Genomic DNA, 18,449 nt, shown 5'->3' with positions numbered 1-18,449 from the left:
GAAACCAGTCTAAATAGGCAGGTTCCGAGCTTAAGGCATTCCTGCCTAGAAAGGAGACTTACAGTGCTGCAAGTGCCGCTTCGTAGTTTGGTTCTTCAGTGATCTCTGCAACCAACTCACTGTGTGTTACCACACCCTTTTCATCAACAACGACAACTGCACGTGTTGTTAGGCTTGCTAGTGGACCTTCAGCAATCGCTACGCCGTAGTCTGATGCGAATGTAGGAGAACGGAAAGTTGAAGCGTGTTGAACGCCTTCAATGCCTTCTAGTTCGCAGAAGCGACCTGCAGCAAATGGTAGGTCAGCAGAAATACAAACAACCACCGTGTTCTCAAGCTCTGCCGCTTTTGCGTTGAACGTACGTACGCTCGTTGCACAAGTTGCTGTGTCGATGCTTGGGAAGATGTTTAGAACCACTTTCTTGCCTGCAAGAGAAGCAAGAGTCAGTTCAGAAAGATCGCCTGCAGTTAGTGCAAAGCTTGGTGCTTGTTCGCCAGTTTGTGGGAATGTGCCAGTTAGCGGTACAGCAGCGCCTTTGAAGGTAACGTGTGACATGAATTTGTCCTTAGTTTACTTATGGTTATGAAACTAGTTGAGCCTAGTAAGACTTACGTTACTCGGAAGTGGTTAAGAAGTGAATTATTTAAATGTCAGAATTGTAATCAAAGGTCTTTGATTTATTTGTTTTAGGGGAAGAAAAAGCGGGACGACAGATAAAGAAAAACCCCGAGAGCTTGCGCTCATCGGGGTCTATAGTCTTACTCGCAGCAATCAGGCTACTAAGTGTGCTCCATGCATCAAATCCATGATAGTGTGCTGTTATCCTTCAGCGTATTCCTTTCGTCGCCTTCCTAGCGGTGTCCTTGATCTTATCCTGATCTGCCAACAATCCTCGTTAGCGCGCGTCACTTGTTCCTTGAGCGGTGTCCTTTACATCATCCTGATGTTCAGTCCTTTCCTCGTCCAGAGGTGTCCATTGTCTTTCCTTAGTAGCAACCATCCTAGTTACTATTGCGTCCATTCAATGTCCATTTCGCTATCCATGCCGATTATTCATCCTGAGTAATCGAATCTTCATCCTGAAGATAACCAAGTCCTTGGCGTTTCCTGTTCCGTGTCAGCATCCTTCCGACACCATTCATATTACCGATTCCTTATTTATCAGCAATGGTGCATAAGCGAATTTCTATATAATTATTTGAATGATAAATGTACGTATTGTTTAATTTCAATCGGTTACGGTTTGTGGGTGACTAATTTCGTCATCAAATATCGATATTTACTCACTGCCTTGTGAGAGATCTCGCACAAGGCTGCGAGTAAAAAGGGAGGATTATTCCCTATTGGCCAATAGCTGCACCTTCACGGCGAGGGTCTGCAGCACCTTCTAGACCATCTTTTGTGATGCGAATAGCGTGTAAACCCGAGTTAAGATCGCGAATGTTGACCTCAAATCCCATCTTTTCTAGCTCAGGTTTGAAGTTTTCCGCAGATGTTCCTTTTTCCAAATCTAAGGTTCCGAAACGGTTTAGGAAGTGCGGTTGGTTGATCGCTTGCTGGATATCCATGTCCCACTGGGTATGGGCAATAATAGCTTGTGCTACATAACCTATGATGCGGCTACCACCCGGAGAACCGATCGCCATATAAGGCTTATCGTCTTGCATGATAATGGTCGGCGCCATTGAAGAACGTGGACGCTTACCTGGTTCAAGTCGGTTCGCGATAGGCTTGCCATCGTTATGAGTCTTGAATGAGAAGTCGGTCAGTTCGTTGTTGAGTAGGAATCCTCTTACCATCAGGCGTGAGCCAAATGCGTTCTCGATGGTGGTGGTCATCGATACGACATTGCCATCACTATCGACAATGTTGAAGTGGCTGGTGGACGGCAACTCAATAGAAACATCTTGGCTTCTCTGCATCGCATGATCCCACGGTGGGGTGCCTGAAGGTGCGCTGTCTAATGCCTTACCTGCGGTAATTAACTGAGCACGCTCCTGCAAATAGTCAGTATTCACTAACCCTTGGGTTGGCATAGGCACATAATCTTGGTCTGCCATGTACATACCACGGTCTGCAAAGGCTAAGCGAGAAGCGTCTGCTAACACTTGCCAAGATTTTGCGTCGTTTGGCCCCCATGATTTGAGGTCAAACTGCTCAGTCATTGCAAGGATTTGTCCAACCGTTAACGCACCAGAGCTTGGTGGCCCCATTCCGCAAATATCGTAGCTTTCATAAGCAGAACAAACCGGTTCGCGCTGCTTGATCGAATAGGCGTCGAAATCTTTCTGTGCCAATACGCCCGGGTTACCTTTCGCTGTTTGTACTGTGTTAATGATGTCGGCAGAAATCTCACCTTGGTAGAAAGCTTTAGCACCATCCTTCGAGATAGCGTGTAACGTTGCCGCGTATTCAGGGTTCTTAAGTTGCGTGCCAGCGGCTTTCGGGCTGCCATCGGCATTGAAGAAGTAGGCTTTAGTTGTCGCAAAGCGGCTCAGACGTTCTTGGTCGTTTTCGATCAAGGTGGCTAAACGTGGGCTGATAGTAAAACCTTCTTCAGCTAACTGAGCGATAGGTTTAATCAGTGATGCCCATTCGAGCTTGCCGTATTTCTGGTGAGTGTCCCACAGCAATTGCACCGTGCCCGGCGTGGCAACAGAACGACCGCCAACCACGGCATCATAGAATTTAAGCGGTTGTCCGTTTTCGTCTTGGAATAGACGTGGGGTGGCATCAAGTGGCGCAGTTTCACGGCCATCGTAGGTCTTGAGCTGTTTGTCTTTGCCATCAAAATAGACAAGGAACGCGCCGCCACCAATACCTGATGACTGAGGTTCCACTAAGCCAAGCATAAGCTGCACGGCAACCATGGCGTCAATTGCGTTACCACCACGAGCAAGTACATCAGCACCGGCTTGTGTTGCAAGAGGGTTGGCTGCGGTGACCATCCAATCGTTGGCTTTAACGAGTTGTTTGGTTTCTAAACCACTACTTTGTTCGGGTGCGACGGAATCGGCAGCTTGATTTGCCCAACTGACGTGAGAGGCAAAAAGTAGGGTAGAAGTGGCGAGGGTTGTTAGTTTTGTTTTCCACTGCATGATCTTCTCCTTTTAATATGCAGAGCTAGATTGGCAGCGGAAAGATTAGATAGCCAGTGCGTTGTTAACGAATTGTAATCTTGATTCGAATTTAAGCGATTAAACCGGACAGCGACTGCCAAAGAATACTCGCGCCAATCAGGCTGAATACCACGCCACATAAGCCATCGATGTATACCGTTGCTTCGCTAAGTTTCTTCTGTAGAGCCTTAGTCGAAAGCATCCACGCCAGTAGTGAAAACCAAAACAGAGACAGACCAAACAAGATAATAAGCGCAAAGCCTTTACCTGATAGAGACATGTCGGCAGGCACTAAGCTCGACATCAAGCTAATAAAGAACACCAAAGCTTTTGGGTTGAGAATATTGGTCGCAAACCCTTTCGAAAATGCCTGACGCTTGTTGGTCAGAATCAGATCTTTGGCATTGACGGTATCGTCGTCATCGTCGTGGTTCTGAATGATTTGCCAGGTTGCTTTAAGTGCACCGTAGCCTAAGTACAGCAAGTAGCTACCGCCAGCCAACTGGATAATGGCAAATAGGGTTGGTTGCTGGTGGACTAGGTAACTGATTCCCGTCAGGCTGAGCAACGAATGCAGTAAGATCCCGCAAGATAAACCAAGCGCAATGTACAAGCCTGTTTGTCTGCCGTGGCGTGTCGCATTTTGCACGACTAACGCAAAGTCAGGGCCGGGGCTCATCAAAGCGATGAAATGGATAGAGGCGAGGGTGATCAGTATGGTGACTTCGTTCATGTCAGTTCTCAATAACGTTGCCGCTATTATTAAATAAGTAATCGTATTGAGCGTAGCTTACCGCGATTTGAAATCGAGCAATTGTAAATTATCAACACTTAGTTGATTTGTGAGGGTGGTACGCCGAATGTGGTTTTGAATGCCTTGGAGAAGTGTGCTTGATCATAGAAGCCTACTTGGTGCGCGACTTTAGTACCACAGATCCCAGATTTAATCAGGCGCATGCTCTGTTCCATACGTAAACGGCTCAGCCACGCGTAAGGGGTGATGCCCATTCTGTTCTTAAAGTGGCGTTGGAATTGAGTTGTGGTTAAGCCGCACAGCTCAGACAGTTGTTCTAATCGCACTGGCTGGTCCAAATTCGCCATCAAATAGTCTTTGAGTGTATTAATCGATTGATTACCCAGTTTGATGTCACTCTTCGATCCAAATTTTGCATAACGATCGACAATCGTTGAGAACCCCTCGAATGGTAAGCAATCTTGAGCGAGTTGGCTGATGCTTTGATTGATTAACAGGCCGTGTAAGTTGCGTAATTGTAAAAACGCAGCTTGATCGGAGAGGATCAACTCAGAAAAGCCTAATGTGTGACCATTTTGCTTGGGATCGGCAAGATCTTGAAACCATTGAGGAGAAACTGCAAACACACTGACTTGATAACCTGAATCGAGTTTGGAGTGCCCATCATGCAGCTCATCAGGTGGCATGATAACCACTTGGCCTGCACCGACATGGTGGCTCGCCCCTTTATAGGCGAATTTTTGCTGCCCTTGGGTAATTAAGCCGATGTGAAAGTCCAAATGATAGTGACGCTGAAAAGCAAACTCTTGGTATTGAGCTTGGATCAGGCTGATATCTTCTGTTGGGGTAGAGTAGTAGTGGACTTTATCCATGGTACAAAAAAGCTTGGTCAAATAGTCATCAATTCAACCAAGCTTATCTGCGTATTAAGGGATTGTCTTGTAAAAAACGATCAATATCACTGTTTCGCGCGTTTGTTCTTCTTGTTGTTACGCAGGCCATCAAAGCTGAAAATAACCAGTGCTCCCCATATGAAAGCAAAGGTGATCGCTTTATCTGAGGTAAAGGCTTCGCCGTAGATCAGAACCGCCAGTAAGAACATCAAGCTTGGACCGATGTACTGGAAGAAACCGAGTGTTGATAGCTTCAAGCGAGTTGCAGCGCCAGTAAAACACAGCAATGGAACCGTGGTGATCACACCGGCAGCAACCAGTAATAGGTTGAGTTGCATCGGGTTCATCGATAAGTTTGAGGTCGGGCTATCGGCAATAAACAGTAAGTAGGTTGCGGCTAGAGGCAGCATCACCAGAGTTTCAATGAACAGACCCGTTTGTGCTTCTAAGCTGACTTTCTTACGCAGCAAGCCATAAAAGCCAAAGCTAAAGGCTAGGGCAATGGCGACGATAGGCACTGAGCCGAAGGCAATTAATTGGATTAATACGCCAATCGCAGCCAGAGCCACAGCAAACCATTGCAGCTTACGTAAGCGTTCGCCAAGGAAGAGCATCCCAAGTAACACGTTAATCAGCGGGTTGATGTAATACCCCAAACTGGCATCGAGCATGTGATTGGAGTTCACCGCCCAGATAAAGATCAGCCAGTTAGCACCCACCAAAATAGACGTCGCTACCAAATAGAGCATTTTTGGTTTTGAGGTCAGGGTATCGCGGACTTTACGCCAGCTGCGGCCAATGTGCAGTAAGAAAGCGAGTAGGAAAAAAGACCATACTACACGGTGGCTGAGGATCTCTAACGGGGAAACGTCACTTAAAGATTTGAAATATATAGGGGCGATACCCCACATTGTGTAAGCGCCGACGGCAAGCAAAACTCCTTGGCGCGTACGTTGTTGTTCTTCCTGTGTCATGCATCTTTCTCTAGCACTGAGTGCTTATTAATAAGATTTATAAGAGAGTTGGTCAGTATAGGAGCGATAACCCTTTTCACCTAACAATTTGCGGTTTAATTCGCCAGCGTTCCCCTCTACAATGTGCGACTTGCTTGCCGAAGATGCTTGCTGATTTCATACCTCGATTAGGAACCACAATGACCGCCACTCTGATTGCTGAGCAAATACCAACTCCCGCGAATGATGCGCAAACCATCTTGCAAGATGTGTTCGGCTATCAAAGCTTTCGCGATGGTCAGCAAGAGGTCATTGATTTGGCCGTTGAAGGCAAAGACAGCTTGGTGATTATGCCAACCGGTGGTGGTAAATCTCTGTGTTACCAAATTCCGGCTTTGGTTCGTGAAGGGCTGACTCTGGTTATCTCACCGCTGATCTCGTTGATGAAAGACCAAGTCGACCAATTGAAGGCCAATGGTGTTGCCGCTGAGTGTATTAACTCTTCAATGCCACGTGACCAATTGCTGAATGTGTTCAATCGTATGAACTCAGGTCAGCTGAAAATGGTGTATGTGTCACCAGAGCGTGTGTTGATGCGTGATTTTATCGAGCGTCTTCAAGGTTTACCGCTTTCGATGATTGCAGTCGATGAAGCGCACTGTATCTCTCAATGGGGTCACGACTTCCGCCCTGAATACGCATCATTAGGTCAGCTTAAACAGTATTTCCCGCATGTGCCTTACATGGCGCTCACAGCAACCGCTGATGATGCGACGCGCAAAGATATTATCTCGCGCTTACAGCTCCTGGACCCGCATACTTACTTAGGCAGCTTTGATCGCCCTAATATTCGCTACAACTTGGTTGAGAAGCACAAACCCGTGTCACAGGTGGTTCGCTACCTAGAAACACAAAAGGGCAATTGCGGCATCATCTACTGTGGTAGCCGTAAGAAAGTGGAGATGGTGACCGAGAAGCTGTGCAATAACGGTATTCGCGCCGCGGGTTATCACGCTGGTATGGACACCGATGAGCGTGCTTACGTTCAAGAAGCCTTTCAACGCGATGATATTCAGATCGTGGTCGCGACTGTGGCTTTCGGTATGGGCATCAACAAACCCAACGTACGTTTCGTGGTGCACTTTGATATCCCACGTAATATCGAGTCTTACTATCAAGAGACAGGCCGTGCAGGTCGTGATGGTTTGCCTGCTGAAGCGATGATGTTGTTTGACCCGGCTGATATGGGTTGGCTGCGTCGTATGCTAGATGAGAAAGAAGAAGGCCCACAGAAACAAGTTGAGATGCACAAGTTGAATGCGATGAGTGCCTTTGCTGAAGCGCAAACGTGTCGTCGTCAGGTTCTGCTTAACTATTTTGGCGAATATCGCGAGAAGCAATGTGGCAACTGCGATATCTGCTTAGATCCACCAAAACACTTTGACGCGACCCAAGAAGCACAGAAGGCGTTGTCTTGTGTGTACCGTGTGAATCAGTCATTTGGTATGGGCTACGTGGTCGAAGTAATGCGAGGCATGCAGAACATCCGTGTCCGCGATAATGGTCACGATAAGCTATCTACCTACGGTATTGGCCGCGATCACAGTCATGATTACTGGATCAGTATCTTCCGTCAGCTGATTCATAAAGGCTTGCTGTTCCAGAACATCACTCGTAACTCAACTTTACAGCTAACAGAAGAAGCCCGCCCGCTGCTGCGCGGTGAGATGTCTTTGGAATTGGCTGTTCCTCGTTTAGATACAGCGGTGCGTAATGCTAAGTCCGATAAGTTAAGCAGCAAGAATTACGATAAGAAGCTGTTTGCGAAACTGCGTAAGCTGCGTAAGTCGATTGCTGATGAAGATGGCTTGCCACCATATGTGGTATTCAGTGACGCGACCTTGATTGATATGGCTGAAATACTACCTACTTCATACGGAGAAATGCTGGCAGTCAACGGTGTCGGTCAACGTAAACTCGATAAGTACGCAGACCCATTCCTAGATCTGATTCAAGAACACATCACCACACACGGCTAGTTTGCGAGAAACGTCTAACTAATAGAAAAAGAATAAGGTTGATAGGGACATGACAACACAAACAGAATTTGGCTTAAGAGAGTATTTAGCTGAGGAAGGGCGTTTATTGATTACGTCTCCAAGTTTTGATTTTGATTCTTATGAAGTGCTAGGTGAAAAGCTGGTGGCGTTGTTGTCAGCGTCAGTTGTTGAAAAGCAATGGGACGCCGATATGCATTCTTGGTTGATTGATTTTGAAGATTGCCGAATGTTCTTAAAGTCCGAACATTACAGTGAATCAATTTGGTTTGAGTCGTTAAACGCTGAAGAAAGCCGAGAAGAGTTTGATTATCTCGCGACGCTTTTCAAGCGCGGTTTTTAACTTTTGGCATCTCTTCTAAAACACAGCTTCTAGAGCTATTCACCAATAAAAGTGAGAATAAACGTTTGCGTTTGTTCTCACCGTTGCAGCCAATATTGATTAATGTATAATCGCCCGCCGCTCAGCAGAGCAATTTTTAGATACATTTTTTAATTCACATTATTGGTAAGAGCTTTCTTGGATTATTCGAAGAAATGACTCGATTTGGGTTCCCTCACCCCCAAACCAAACTAAAAAGGTACAGCATGAGTAACTTTACCCCTGCGCAACAGCGCAAAGCCCTAGCACTATTAGTTTTGTTCCATTTGGTGATTATTGCGTCAAGCAACTATCTGGTTCAGCTACCTTTTACCGTCTTCGGTATGCACACCACTTGGGGTGCTTTCACTTTCCCGTTTATCTTCCTAGCGACCGATCTGACCGTACGCATTTTTGGCGCGCAGCTTGCCCGTAAAATTATTTTCTTAGTGATGTTACCAGCGCTGGCCGTTTCTTATTTCTTGTCAGTGGTGTTCTTTGAAGGTTCATTCCAAGGCTTTAGCCAATTAGGTGAGTTCAACTTGTTTGTTGCTCGTATCGCCGCGGCGAGCTTCATGGCTTATTTACTGGGTCAGATCTTAGATGTGCATGTTTTCAACCGCCTACGTCAGCTTAAACAGTGGTGGGTTGCCCCAACATGTTCAACGCTATTCGGTAATGCCATTGATACAATCGCTTTCTTTGCGATTGCTTTCTATCAAAGCCCAGATCCATTTATGGCCGAGCATTGGACTGAGATTGCTTTAGTCGATTACGGATTCAAACTTATCATCAGCTTAGGCTTGTTCGTGCCTATGTACGGCGTGCTTCTTAACTACATTGTTAGAAAGCTAACCGCAGTGAACCCTGACTTTAAAGCGACAGGCGTGAACGCTTAAGTTTGAGATTTGTAACACAAAGCATTAATGCAGCGATAAGAAAAAGCCCAAGTTAGTCTACTAACTTGGGCTTTTTTTAATTTCTAGCGTCAGATACTAATATCAGAGGCATTTAATATTCAATGGCCAGCCAATATCGGTTTGTCTATTCGACTCGATCTCTAGCTCTGCAGCGGTCAGCGGATTGTCAGCTAACCATTGCTTAGAAAGCGTTAGGGTTAGATTGTTGTCATTCGTCGTCAGTTTGAACTCAGGCTCTAGCGCTGGGTTACGACGGTGGGTCAGCAAAATAGCTAAACGCAGAATACGTAAAATACGCTTGCTGCTGGTGCCTGAGATAGCGTGTTGCTCTGGTAATGAGGTTAACTGTTCACGGTAGCGACGAGTTAACTCACCCAAGTAGTGCTTTTGCGCTCGAGTAAAGCCAGGTAGGTCTAAGTTTTGCAGCAGATAAGCGCTGTGCTCACCGCCTTTTTTGAAATCGATGGTTAAACCAATCTCGTGAAGCTTAGCTGCCGTTTGCAATAGCACACCAGCTTGAGGTTCTGAAACCCACGCTTCGGCGCCCGCTTGGTCTAGCAGCGTTTGTGCGACTACAGCTACTTGTTCACCGTAGCTTACGTCCATTTGGTAGCGTGATTGAACACTCTTAATGGTACGCGCTCGGATATCTTCTTGGCGAAGCTCATCAACCATCTCGTAGGCTAGGCCTTCACGGAGTGCGCCGCCTGCGAGTGTCATTGAATCTATTTCAAGCAACTCAAAAATAGCAATAAGAATGGAAAGGCCACTCGGGAACACTAATGCGCGTTCAAGGGTAAGTCCTTCGATTTCTAGCTCTTCCAAGCGCTCAGTAATCATCGCTTGTTTCTGTAGACGCTTAAGTTTGGCATGAGTAATCACTTCATCCATGCCTTGCGCCAACATGATCTCTTGCAGTGCTTGAACGGTACCGCTGGCGCCCACACACACATCCCATCCGATATCAGTGTAGCTATCTAGGATAGGAGCCAACGTCGACTTCGCCGCTTCAATGGCGTTGTTAAAGTTGGTAGCGGTTAATTGGCGGTTTTTAAAGTGGCGCTCAAGCCAAGTAACACAGCCCATCTTTAGGCTGGTTAGGGCTTTCGCTGAGAAGCCTTCACCAATGATCATCTCGGTGCTTGCGCCACCAATATCAACAACCAGTCGGCGGCCGCTGCCACCAGAAGTGTGTGCTACGCCTTTATAGATAGTCGCAGCTTCTTCTTCTCCGGAGATAACATTGATGTCGTAACCAAGGATCTGGTTCGCTTTCTCTAGAAATATATCCACATTGATAGCAGTACGTAGGGTCGCTGTACCGACAATGCGGATATTTTCTTTCGGAATATCTTGCAGTCGCTCTGCAAAGAGACTCAAACAGTCCCAACCGCGCTGCATGGCTTCTGTACTAAGCGCATTATTTTCATCTAAGCCTGCAGCTAAACGCACTTTGCGCTTAATTTTAGCCATGGTTTGTACGCTGCCATCGATATGACGCACAACGAGCATATGAAAACTGTTCGACCCGAGGTCGATTGCAGCGTAAAGCGGGGGTGACACTGTTTGACTCATAAGCGACTAAGCTTCCTTGTTATGACGCGGTTGGCGTGGGCGACGGTTCTGGTTTGGTTTACGGTTCCCGTTGCGTGGGCCATTGTTGTTTGAGCGGCGTTGTTGCGGGTTACGTGTACGTAAGCGCAATGGTGCTGGTAGATCTTCTAGCAGTGCAGAAGCATCGTAGTCAGACACAGGGATCGCGTGCTCAATGTATTCTTCGATTGGTGGCAAGTTGATTGCGTAATCTTCACAAGCAAAGCTGATCGAGTGACCACTTGCACCAGCACGACCTGTACGGCCGATACGGTGAACGTAATCTTCACAGTCATCAGGTAGGTCGAAGTTGAATACGTGTGTTACTTGAGGAATGTGTAGACCACGTGCTGCAACGTCGGTTGCGACAAGCAGGTCAACATCACCTTTAGTGAATTGCTCAAGAATCTTTTCACGTTTCTTCTGAGGAACATCGCCAGTTAGCAGGCCAACACGGTGACCATCTGCAGCTAGGTGACCCCAAACAGACTCACATTTGTGCTTAGTGTTAGCGAAGATGATAGCGCGCTCTGGCCACTCTTCTTCAACTAGAGTCTGCAGCAGTGCCATTTTGTGTTCGTTTGATGGGTAGAACAGCTCTTCCTGAATGCGGTGACCTGTTTTACGCTCTGGCTCAACAACAACATGCTCTGGGTTGTGCATGTGTTCGAACGCTAGCTCTTGTACGCGGTAAGACAATGTCGCAGAGAACAGCATGTTCAGGCGATCTTTTGGCTCAGGCATACGGCGGAACAAGAAGCGGATGTCTTTGATGAAACCAAGATCGAACATGCGATCAGCTTCGTCAAGAACAACAGCTTGAATGTGGTTAAGGTTAAATACCTTCTGCTTGTAGAAATCGATGATGCGGCCAGTCGTACCAATTAAGATATCTGCGCCTTCTTCGATTTTACCTAGTTGCTTGTCGTAGCTTTCGCCACCGTAAGCAAGTGCTGCCTTGATACCTGTGCTTTCAACCAGAGAGTCAGCATCGTTGTAGATCTGAATCGCGAGTTCACGCGTTGGTGCCATAATAATCGCACGTGGCTGGTTAGGCTTACGCCCTTCATGCTCAGATGTTTTTAGCAGGTGGTTAAAAGTAGCAGTAAGAAACGCAAGCGTTTTACCAGTACCCGTTTGGGCCTGGCCTGCAATGTCTTGGCCGGTGAGCAGTACCGGGAGCGCCAAGGCTTGGATAGGGGTACAATAATCGAACCCTTTTTTCTCCAATCCTTCAATGACTTGCGGAAGTAAATCCAAGTCGGCGAACTTTTGCTCTGTGATATGCGTCTTTTTCATTGCTATAGAATATCAGCTTAAGCTTGCAATACGAAAGTAAATACATTCCAATAGGGCATCTATTTACTGGTTATCATCCAACCAGTTCTAAAAAATACATTGGAGTGGAAGATGAGTGATAAGATTTTGCAGCTAACTGATGACGGTTTTGATAACGATGTAATCAATGCTGCAGGCCCTGTTCTTGTTGATTTTTGGGCAGAATGGTGTGGTCCATGTAAAATGATTGCGCCGATTCTTGATGAAATCGCAGACGAGTACGAAGGCAAGCTCACAATCGGTAAATTAAATATCGACCAAAATGCTGGTACTCCACCAAAGTTTGGTATTCGCGGTATTCCAACGCTACTTCTTTTCAAAGATGGCGGCGTAGCAGCGACTAAAGTTGGTGCATTATCTAAAACTCAACTTAAAGAGTTCTTAGACGCTAACCTTTAATCAGGTCAGCATTTGAAAAGAAACCGTGCAGTTAACAAATGCGCGGTTTTGTTTTTTCTAAGCTATGGACTAGTCTTAGTTTTAGTGCTAATTTATCGCACGTTAATTGAACGAATTTCTCTTCTTGGTCGATCCTGTGACCAAATCCTTCTTAACTTAAGAAAACAGATCCTATTTTGACTAAACAAACTTCCACCACTATGAATCTTACTGAACTGAAGAACAGACCTGTGTCTGAGCTTGTTAAACTTAGCGAAAGCTTAGGTCTTGAAAATCAAGCTCGCCTAAGAAAACAAGACATTATCTTCTCCATCCTTAAAGCGCATGCAAAAAGTGGTGAAGACATCTTTGGTGATGGTGTTCTAGAAATTCTTCAAGACGGTTTTGGTTTCCTACGTAGCGCCGACAGTTCATACCTGGCTGGCCCAGATGATATCTACGTATCACCAAGCCAAATTCGTCGTTTTAACCTACGTACAGGTGACTCTATTGGCGGTAAAATCCGTCCACCTAAAGATGGTGAGCGTTACTTTGCACTGCTTAAAGTAAACACGGTTAACTACGACAAGCCAGACAACGCACGTAACAAGATTCTTTTCGAAAACCTTACTCCTCTTCACGCTAACGAACGTATGGTGATGGAAGCGGGTAATGGTGCGACTGAAGATATTACGGCTCGTATTCTTGACCTTGCATCTCCAATTGGTAAAGGTCAGCGTGGTCTGATTGTTGCTCCGCCTAAAGCGGGTAAGACAATGCTTCTGCAAAACATTGCTCAAAGCATTGCACGTAACCATCCTGAGTGTGAACTAATGGTTCTACTTATCGATGAGCGTCCAGAAGAAGTAACAGAAATGCAGCGTCTAGTTAAAGGCGAAGTGGTTGCTTCAACATTCGATGAGCCAGCATCTCGCCACGTACAAGTTGCAGAAATGGTTATCGAGAAAGCGAAGCGCCTTGTTGAACACAAGAAAGATGTAGTTATCCTACTGGATTCTATTACTCGTCTAGCTCGTGCTTACAACACTGTGATTCCTTCATCAGGTAAAGTTCTTACTGGTGGTGTTGATGCGAATGCTCTACATCGTCCAAAGCGTTTCTTCGGTGCGGCACGTAACGTAGAAGAAGGCGGTAGCTTAACGATCATCGCAACAGCACTGGTTGATACTGGTTCTAAGATGGATGAAGTTATCTACGAAGAATTCAAAGGTACAGGTAACATGGAACTGCACCTTAACCGTAAGATTGCTGAAAAACGCGTATTCCCAGCGATTGATTTCAACCGCTCTGGTACTCGTCGTGAAGAGCTTCTTACCAAGAACGATGAACTACAGAAGATGTGGATCCTGCGTAAGATTGTTCACCCAATGGGCGAAATCGACGCAATGGAATTCCTTATCGACAAGCTAGCAATGACGAAAACGAACGATGAGTTCTTTGACGCAATGCGTCGTCAGTAATATTGATTAGCTGATCGTATTTAATAAGCGCTGCCCTCGGGTGGCGCTTTTTATTTGCATTTTGTAGCGCCAGCTTGCAGAATGAGCAAAAGTGTTACAAGGACGTTAAAATGCAACATGGACTGTTGTCATCATTACTCCTGTCTACTTCACTGTTATTTTCACCGGTTGGTATGAGCTATGCCACCGAGATGTCTCCACTTACAGTAGAGTCTTGGCTTGAGAATGATCAAGTAAAACTGAAAACTGCTGAACTACTAGAGCTTGTCGTACGTGACGAAGTCAATTCGCTACGCTTTGCGCTTGAGCGCCTGACATTTCCCCAGCAAGAGGTGGCTCGTTACCAACTCTTGAAGAAGCTTGAACAGCAAAAAATCGTACTCACACCCAAGATGTCTATCTTCATCGAGCAGCAACTTGCTATCACGCCCACTTATCAAGTCTTAGAACGTGGCGATGGCTATGAGTTTACGGTACCTGCCTTTAATTACCCTTCAATTGCTAATCGCCTTATTAAACAATGGCGTCAAGATCAGAAGACATTGGTATTTGTGCTAGATGCAGAGAAACAGGAACTCGACCTAAAAGAGTGGTTATCTGGATCTGAACATCAAGTTCAAACGCGAGAAGCGTTGCTCATTAGAGAGCTAGACAGTTTGTCTCCTGAAGCGGTTGATTACCTAACTAAGCAACTCACCGCATCTTCTATTGTTAGTTGGTTACCTTCTACTGAGGTGGTGGTTCGATTAGCGCAAGTGAGCGAAGACCCAGAGGTTTACAAAATTCTATGGCGAATGAAGGCCGATTATCATAGCCAAGCTGAGCTAGTTCGCCTTGCTGAAACCAAACAAACGTTCGCGCTTGAACAGGTGATGGCAGCGACTAAGAACCCGCGTTTGAAAGATGAAGCGATTACTTTGCTTACCAAAGTTAACCCGTTATCAGAAGAGGTGAAGCTGTTCCTTGTCTCTAGGATGGCGATTGCTGATGAAGCACCATTAGTTGCGCGTGAACTCGCCAAACAAGGTCATACGCGATGGTTGCAAGATCTCGTCAATGATAACCCTCAGGTGAAGAGTTCTTTGATCGAGCAAGCATTACCGTAAAGTGGATTTTGCCTCTCAATAACCACACTAAAAAGGGGGACCTCAGTGTCACCCTTTTTGATATACTGAGCGCAGAATAATCAGCATGTAGAAGTCCTATGAGTTTTAAAGATTTACGTGATTTTATCGACCATCTTGAAAGTATTGGTCAGTTGAAACGCATTTCTCACCCAGTCGATCCAGACTACGAAATGACCGAGATTAGCGACCGTACTCTACGTGCTGGTGGCCCGGCTCTTTTGTTTGAAAATCCAGTAGGCTATGACATGCCCGTTTTGACCAATCTATTTGGTACACCTAATCGGGTTGCTATTGGTATGGGACGTCAAGAAGTCAAAGAACTGCGTGAAGTGGGCAAGTTGCTTGCTTACCTAAAAGAACCTGAGCCACCAAAAGGCTTTAAAGACGCTCTTGATAAACTACCTGTGTTTAAGCAAGTCTTAAACATGCCAGCTAAACGCCTTCGCAAAGCGGCTTGCCAACAAGTGGTATGGCAAGGCGATGACGTCGACCTAGATAAAATCCCTGTGATGAGCTGTTGGGCTGATGATGTCGCGCCATTGCTAACATGGGGTTTAACGGTTACTCGTGGTCCAAACAAGAAACGCCAAAACTTAGGTATCTATCGTCAGCAGAAGATCGGCAAGAATAAAATCATCATGCGTTGGTTAGCCCACCGTGGTGGAGCATTGGATCTGCGTGATTGGATGGAAACTAACCCTGGGAAACCATTCCCAGTATCGGTAGCGTTTGGTGCAGACCCTGCCACCATTCTTGGTGCGGTTACGCCAGTGCCGGATAGTTTATCTGAGTACGCGTTTGCAGGCTTACTACGTGGTAGTAAAACTGAGGTCGTTAAATCAATCAGCAACGACTTAGAAGTTCCCGCAAGTGCAGAAATCGTGATGGAAGGTTACATCGACCCGAATGAATTCGCAGATGAAGGGCCTTACGGAGATCATACTGGTTACTACAACGAGAAAGAAAAGCACCATGTGTTTACTATTACTCATGTAACCATGCGCGAGAACCCTATCTATCACAGCACCTATACTGGCCGTCCACCTGATGAGCCAGCGGTATTGGGTGTTGCGCTAAATGAAGTGTTTGTGCCTATTCTTCAAAAGCAGTTCCCAGAGATTGAAGATTTCTATCTACCGCCTGAAGGTTGTTCGTACCGAATGGCAGTCGTGACCATGAAGAAGCAATACCCAGGTCACGCTAAGCGAGTGATGATGGGTGTATGGTCTTTCTTACGCCAATTCATGTACACCAAATTTGTATTGGTGTGTGATGAAGATGTGAATGCACGTGATTGGTCTCAAGTAACCGCAGCGATGTGCGAGCATATGGATCCGTCACGCGATAGCCTGATGATAGAGAACACGCCGATCGATTCATTGGATTTTGCCTCACCCGTGGTTGGGTTAGGTTCTAAGATGGGTCTAGATATTACTAAGAAGTGGGACGCAGAGTTAGCGTTATCGCCAGATGTCCAAACAGCACCTGTAAATAGTGAACATATTGAGGGTAGCTTGGCTGAGTTAACCAAGGTTCATCCTGAAATTATTGATGCTCACCTGCAAAACGACAATACCAGCATGGTTGTGGTGTCTATTGATAAGCAAGCTGCCGGTAATGGTAAGAAAATCATGGAAGCGGTTTGGTCTCAATTTGATGAGAACAAGTTTGTTATCGTGTGTGATGGCGATGTCAATGTGAGTGATTGGAATGACATCATTTGGGCTGTAACGACAAGAATGGATCCGGCGAGAGATACGTTATTCCTGCAGAACGAAACTGGACACTCAAAAATGGGTCTCGATGCGACCAATAAGTGGGAAGGTGAATGCCTGCGTGAGTGGGGTGTACCAATCACAAAAGATCCTGATGTTGTGAAAAAGATTGATAGCATCTGGGAACAGCTAGGAATTTCATGAGCTACCAAGTAGTCTTATACCCAGAAAACATCAGTTTCACAGTAGAAAAAGGGCAAACGGTCTTGGATGCTGCGCTCAACAGCGATATCTATTTCCCAAACCGTTGCCAAGTTGGCGCATGCGCAATGTGTATGTGCAAAAAATTAGAAGGGCAAGTGAGTTACCACCTTGAACCCATGCTCACAGAGAAAGAGCAGCAACAAGGCTGGATTTTTGCTTGCCAAGCATTTGCAGAAAGTAATTTAGTTCTAACCTTTGCCGATTAAGGGTTAGTAAGAGGAAGAACATGACTATTAAATGTAAAGTGAAGTCTATCGAGCCTTTGGCTTGTAATACTTACCAAATCCTACTTCACCCAGAAACACCGGTCGCTTTTAAAGCGGGCCAGTACCTGATGGTTGAAATGGGCGAGAAAGATAAGCGCCCATTCTCTATCGCAAGTAGCCCTTGCCGCCACGAAGGTGAGCTTGAGCTGCACATTGGTGCTGCCGAGCACAACGCTTACGCACTAGAAGTGGTTGAAGCGATGAAGAAGGCACAAGCTGAAGATGGCGATATTGCGATTGATGCTCCACACGGAGATGCTTGGATCAAAGAAGAAAGCGATCGCCCTCTATTACTTATTGCTGGTGGCACGGGTTTCAGCTACGTGCGCTCTATTCTTGATCACTGCATCGCGCAAAATAGCTCGAAAGAGATCTACCTATACTGGGGCGCAAAAGATGAGTGCCAGTTATATGCTAAAGAAGAGTTGGTTGGCATTGCAGAAAAGCATAGCAATGTGCACTTTGTACCGGTAGTAGAAGAAGCACCGGAAGTTTGGCATGGCCAAACAGGTAATGTGCTTGAGGCTGTTATGCAAAGTTTCGAATCATTAGCTGATTTCGATATCTATATTGCAGGTCGTTTTGAAATGGCGGGCGCTGCAAGAGACCTATTTACTCAGAATAAAGAAGCAAAGCGTGACCATATGTACGCTGATGCTTACGCATTTATCTAACAATACCCTTAGATTTTGAGCAAAAAGAGAGCAGAAATGCTCTCTTTTTTACGTTTAGGTGAACTATTAGGCAGTTAACCCCTATTTATTCATTTTTCATGAAAAAGTAGTTGCTAAGCTGAGAGGGTTCCCTATAATGCGACACCACTGAGACGGCAGACGCCACAAGGCTTCAGCAAGAATCAGTAAGACGGAAAGCGACAAAAAATTAATTTTCAAAAAGTGTTTGACACTGAATGTTAATTCGCTAGAATGGCCGTCCACTTCGAGAGGCTCCTTACTTAAAAGGAACGCTCAAGAAGTTAAGCTCTTTAACAATTTAAACCTATCAATCTGTGTGGGCACTCGTTGATGAATATCAAAACGTTTTATCGTTAGATAAAACAGATTCTTCGGAATCAAAATTGATTTCAATGAACTGAGTGACCAATACGTTTAACTACTTGTAGTTATTCGGCACAGTCAATTCATTACCATTCTGTTCCTATTTATTTAAGAAGAGAGGGGTAATAGCTTTAGAATTACATGTTTACTTCGGTAAATATTAGTTTTGAA

General features: G+C 45.7%; 16 protein-coding genes. 9 read left to right on the top strand and 7 right to left on the bottom strand.

The window, feature by feature from the left end; all coding sequences use genetic code 11:
- Positions 1-58: 58 nt before the first annotated feature.
- The 5 genes from tpx to rarD all read right to left on the bottom strand — a co-directional run bounded on the left by tpx (position 59) and on the right by rarD (position 5,741).
- Entirely contained in the window at positions 59-556 is a 498-nt protein-coding gene (gene tpx / locus AB4503_RS23525) for a thiol peroxidase (RefSeq protein WP_017065742.1), read from the bottom strand.
- 785 nt (positions 557-1,341) lie between these two features.
- Complete coding sequence (gene ggt, locus AB4503_RS23520) at positions 1,342-3,099, bottom strand: gamma-glutamyltransferase (RefSeq protein WP_372115799.1); 1,758 nt, start codon at positions 3,097-3,099, stop codon at positions 1,342-1,344.
- Between the two features lie 91 nt (positions 3,100-3,190).
- Positions 3,191-3,853, bottom strand: coding sequence for a LysE family translocator (locus tag AB4503_RS23515; protein ID WP_017061328.1), 663 nt, complete (start codon positions 3,851-3,853; stop codon positions 3,191-3,193).
- Between the two features lie 98 nt (positions 3,854-3,951).
- Entirely contained in the window at positions 3,952-4,746 is a 795-nt protein-coding gene (locus AB4503_RS23510) for an AraC family transcriptional regulator (RefSeq protein WP_017065745.1), read from the bottom strand.
- A gap of 86 nt (positions 4,747-4,832) precedes the next feature.
- Positions 4,833-5,741 carry an EamA family transporter RarD gene (gene rarD, locus AB4503_RS23505; protein WP_017061330.1) on the bottom strand — a complete coding sequence of 303 codons (909 nt, stop codon included), beginning with the start codon at positions 5,739-5,741 and terminating at the stop codon, positions 4,833-4,835.
- 179 nt (positions 5,742-5,920) lie between these two features.
- On the opposite strand from rarD, the gene recQ reads away from it, so the two are divergent.
- The 3 genes from recQ (at position 5,921) to AB4503_RS23490 (ending at position 9,037) form a co-directional block, all read left to right on the top strand.
- Positions 5,921-7,759 carry an ATP-dependent DNA helicase RecQ gene (gene recQ, locus AB4503_RS23500; RefSeq protein ID WP_017065746.1) on the top strand — a complete coding sequence of 613 codons (1,839 nt, stop codon included), beginning with the start codon at positions 5,921-5,923 and terminating at the stop codon, positions 7,757-7,759.
- 49 nt (positions 7,760-7,808) lie between these two features.
- Positions 7,809-8,120 carry a DUF3630 family protein gene (locus tag AB4503_RS23495; RefSeq protein WP_017061332.1) on the top strand — a complete coding sequence of 104 codons (312 nt, stop codon included), beginning with the start codon at positions 7,809-7,811 and terminating at the stop codon, positions 8,118-8,120.
- Positions 8,121-8,365: 245 nt separating this feature from the next.
- Complete coding sequence (locus tag AB4503_RS23490) at positions 8,366-9,037, top strand: 7-cyano-7-deazaguanine/7-aminomethyl-7-deazaguanine transporter (RefSeq protein WP_017061333.1); 672 nt, start codon at positions 8,366-8,368, stop codon at positions 9,035-9,037.
- 102 nt (positions 9,038-9,139) lie between these two features.
- Here AB4503_RS23490 and gppA read toward each other — a convergent pair whose 3' ends face one another.
- Both gppA and rhlB read right to left on the bottom strand, forming a co-directional pair.
- A complete protein-coding gene (gene gppA / locus AB4503_RS23485) occupies positions 9,140-10,633 on the bottom strand; it encodes a guanosine-5'-triphosphate,3'-diphosphate diphosphatase (RefSeq protein WP_017062980.1) in 1,494 nt (497 codons plus the stop codon).
- Between the two features lie 6 nt (positions 10,634-10,639).
- A complete protein-coding gene (gene rhlB / locus AB4503_RS23480) occupies positions 10,640-11,950 on the bottom strand; it encodes an ATP-dependent RNA helicase RhlB (RefSeq protein WP_017062979.1) in 1,311 nt (436 codons plus the stop codon).
- Positions 11,951-12,061: 111 nt separating this feature from the next.
- Between rhlB and trxA the strand changes: the two genes are divergently transcribed.
- From trxA to fre, 6 genes are all read left to right on the top strand, one after another.
- Positions 12,062-12,388 carry a thioredoxin TrxA gene (gene trxA / locus AB4503_RS23475; RefSeq protein WP_010440700.1) on the top strand — a complete coding sequence of 109 codons (327 nt, stop codon included), beginning with the start codon at positions 12,062-12,064 and terminating at the stop codon, positions 12,386-12,388.
- 200 nt (positions 12,389-12,588) lie between these two features.
- Complete coding sequence (gene rho / locus AB4503_RS23470; protein ID WP_017062978.1) at positions 12,589-13,848, top strand: transcription termination factor Rho; 1,260 nt, start codon at positions 12,589-12,591, stop codon at positions 13,846-13,848.
- Positions 13,849-13,958: 110 nt separating this feature from the next.
- On the top strand, positions 13,959-14,954 hold the full coding sequence (locus AB4503_RS23465; protein WP_017059249.1) for a hypothetical protein: 996 nt from the start codon (positions 13,959-13,961) through the stop codon (positions 14,952-14,954).
- A 98-nt stretch (positions 14,955-15,052) separates the two neighbouring features.
- On the top strand, positions 15,053-16,894 hold the full coding sequence (gene ubiD / locus AB4503_RS23460; protein WP_372115798.1) for a 4-hydroxy-3-polyprenylbenzoate decarboxylase: 1,842 nt from the start codon (positions 15,053-15,055) through the stop codon (positions 16,892-16,894).
- The gene (locus AB4503_RS23455) at positions 16,891-17,160 is read left to right on the top strand and encodes a 2Fe-2S iron-sulfur cluster-binding protein (protein ID WP_008224727.1); all 270 of its coding nucleotides are present in this window, start codon (positions 16,891-16,893) and stop codon (positions 17,158-17,160) included. The genes ubiD and AB4503_RS23455 overlap by 4 nt, the downstream gene beginning before the upstream one ends.
- 20 nt (positions 17,161-17,180) lie before the next feature.
- Entirely contained in the window at positions 17,181-17,894 is a 714-nt protein-coding gene (gene fre, locus AB4503_RS23450; RefSeq protein WP_017059251.1) for an NAD(P)H-flavin reductase, read from the top strand.
- The last annotated feature ends 555 nt before the right edge of the window (positions 17,895-18,449 follow it).

Origin of the sequence: Vibrio sp. 10N.222.55.B11, from assembly GCF_041473705.1 — a bacterium.
In the GTDB taxonomy this organism is placed as follows: Bacteria; Pseudomonadota; Gammaproteobacteria; order Enterobacterales; family Vibrionaceae; genus Vibrio; species Vibrio crassostreae_C.
The sequence above is the reverse complement of the archived record's forward strand: the minus strand, read 5'-3'. Positions and strand labels throughout refer to the sequence as shown.